Raw genomic sequence first — 2536 nt, forward strand, 5'->3', positions numbered from 1 at the left:
GCCCGGCACCCACAGACTGACGTTCGGATTAGCCCGACGGATTTCCTCGTAGCCCAGGTTATGGGTACGGGCGATATCGAGGAGCGTATCCGCCTCGTTGTCTACCACTACCTTATAGGCCTCACCAATCAGGTCACCGTATTCAGGCAACCTGTAGTGGCCCAGTGGCCACTCCCCTGTTTCTTCAGCAAGCACAGGTGAAGTGCTCAGCAGCGTAGCAACAAGCAACGCGCCTAGGGTGCGTTAACAATTGCTGATGGAGATCGGGCTGATTTAGAATATCAGCATTTTTCGGTGATCTATGCCTCGGCTAATGCTACGTGATGACCAATGGGAGCGCATCGAGCACATGCTCCCCGGCAAAGCTTCAGATCGCGGGGTGACGGCCAAGGACAATCGCTTGTTCGTGGAAGCCGTCCTGTGGATCGCCCGGACAGGCGCTCCCTGGCGTGATCTGCCCGACGCCTTCGGTCGCTGGCACACTGTCTACATGCGCTATAACCGGTGGTCTAAGAAGGGGGTCTGGCAGCAGGTTATCGACACATTAGCCGATGATCCCGACATGGAGCAGCTGATGATAGATGGCAGTATCGTCAAAGTTCATCAGCATGGGGCGGCAAAAAAACGGCTCAGAGCACCGAAGCCATGGGGAAATCGCGTGGGGGATTGAGCACCAAGATCCACGCGGCGGTCGATGCCCTCGGCAACCCGGTACGGCTAATCCTCACACCGGGCCAAGCGTCTGAGTACGGAGCCGCCCCAGCGTTACTGGCGGGCTTTTCTCCAGCGGCGGTGCTTGGCGACAAGGGGTATGATTCCACCGCTTTGAGGGACATCATTCGAGCGGTGGGCGCCGAGCCGGTGATTCCGCCGAGAAAGAATCGCTTGGAATGCCCCGAGATAGATTGGCACTGTTACAAGGATCGCAACCTGGTAGAAAGGTTCTTCCAGAAAATCAAGCAGTTCAGGCGGCTGGCAACACGCTATGAGCGACTGGCGAGAAACTACCAGTCGCTACTCAACCTTGTATCCGCCGTCATATGGCTGGCCTAATTGTTAACGCTCCCGTAACTATTCAGCACCGGTTGGCTGAGTCGGGGCTTCTTGCTGCATGAAGGCTGGCACCTCCCCCGCAAACAGTTGCTCCAGTGCGGTATGCGCCGCCACCCCTTGCTTGACGGCGGTCGAGAGGAAGCTGCGCATCCGGCAGAAGATCTCCGCCCCCTCCCAGGAGCGGAAACAGCCCGAGATTTTCTGCTGGACCTTGGTCATTCGCAGATCGCGTTCCCCCTGGTTGTTGGTGAAGGGAGCGGCAGGGTCGTCGAGGAAGCGCAACACGTCGTCCTCGTACGCCTGGAGGCGTTCCAGGAGGTTGCGCGGCTTGGTGCGCTTGGCCCGGCCTCGCGTTCCAGGTGGCGGTTTCACCGGCGGGGGGCACTCGGCGTCCCCTTTCGCCAGGCAATCTCGATAGCGCTGCCGCCAGGCTCGGGTCTCATCGGCCGAGAGGCAGCCGTCGGCCACCTCCACGGCGCGATGCATCTCCAACAACAGGTCATGCAAGGCCTTGGCCCATGCCTGGCCATCGTTCTCCCAGGCCGCTGTCAGCTCCCGAAGGTGGTGCGCATTACAGAGCGCGTGCCGGCAATCCGGATAGCGGTAGTAGGGCTTCCAGTGATCATGCACCAGCACGCCACGCACGAAGGGCAATACGCCGATGGCGTCCATCGCTTCCTGGCCGCGCTTGGGGTGCGGGGCCAACCAGGTCAGGGCCTCGTTGGAGGCGCTGTGTAGCCAGTAGCGTTTGCCACCGACCTGCATTCCGGTTTCATCGGCATGGACGGTGGCTGCTTCACGTAGCGCCGGGATCACCCACTCGGCGAACGCCTCGGCCCGCTGGTAGGCCTCCTGGTTGAAGGCGAACAGGGTGCCGGTGCTCAGCGACAGGCCGCACTGCGAGGTGAGCAACTCGCGGATACGCGCATAGGGCAACAGCTGATACGGGGAGAGATAGACGACATGCGCCTAGAGGCGAGGGCCATACTGGATGGGGCGAGTCACGCCCTCGGGGAATGGCGCCACGTAGCGTTGCCCCTGATCATCTTCGAGGACCTCAGCCTGATATTCGGTGACCACGGCCTGGATTACGATGTCCTGCACTTGGCGCGTTTCGACGCCGACCGGGCGGTAAGAACGCCCCTTGGGGAGTTGCCGACGATCGACACGGAGCTTGACCACCTCGTCGGGGTCCGTCACCGGCGCCAACGTCTTACCCTCATGCCCTGGCTGTCCGCCGGGGCGCCGCTCGCCTTTGGCGCGCGAGCGGCGCTGGCGATTGGGATCCTGGGACGGTGGCTTGCTGCTGTTGCGGCTACTGGTGGCCAGGCGATCGGCCATGAGCTTGACCAGCAGCATCAGCACATCGATGGCGGCACGCAGCGACGGCGAGACCGTCTGGTCTTCCTTGAGCTGCTGCCGGACCCGCTCCAGGGCCTCGTCGACGTTGATATCGCTGATGGTCATATCGCCGCATAGGTGT

At 61.6% G+C, this 2536-nt stretch carries 1 protein-coding gene and 2 pseudogenes; 1 reads left to right on the forward strand and 2 read right to left on the reverse strand.

The annotated features are described in order from the left end of the window. A partial coding sequence (locus tag INF29_RS14605) for a LysM peptidoglycan-binding domain-containing protein (protein ID WP_207728186.1) occupies positions 1-195 on the reverse strand: 195 nt, incomplete at its 3' end. 154 nt (positions 196-349) lie between these two features. On the opposite strand from INF29_RS14605, the pseudogene INF29_RS13950 reads away from it, so the two are divergent. Then, positions 350-1053 (forward strand): annotated as a pseudogene (locus INF29_RS13950) (IS5 family transposase). A gap of 18 nt (positions 1054-1071) precedes the next feature. On the opposite strand, the pseudogene tnpC reads toward INF29_RS13950, so the two are convergent. Beyond that, positions 1072-2520, reverse strand: a pseudogene (gene tnpC / locus INF29_RS13955) (IS66 family transposase). Positions 2521-2536 lie beyond the last annotated feature (16 nt).

The organism is Anaerotignum lactatifermentans (assembly GCF_014982935.1).
Classification (GTDB): Bacteria; Bacillota; Clostridia; order Lachnospirales; family Anaerotignaceae; genus Anaerotignum; species Anaerotignum lactatifermentans.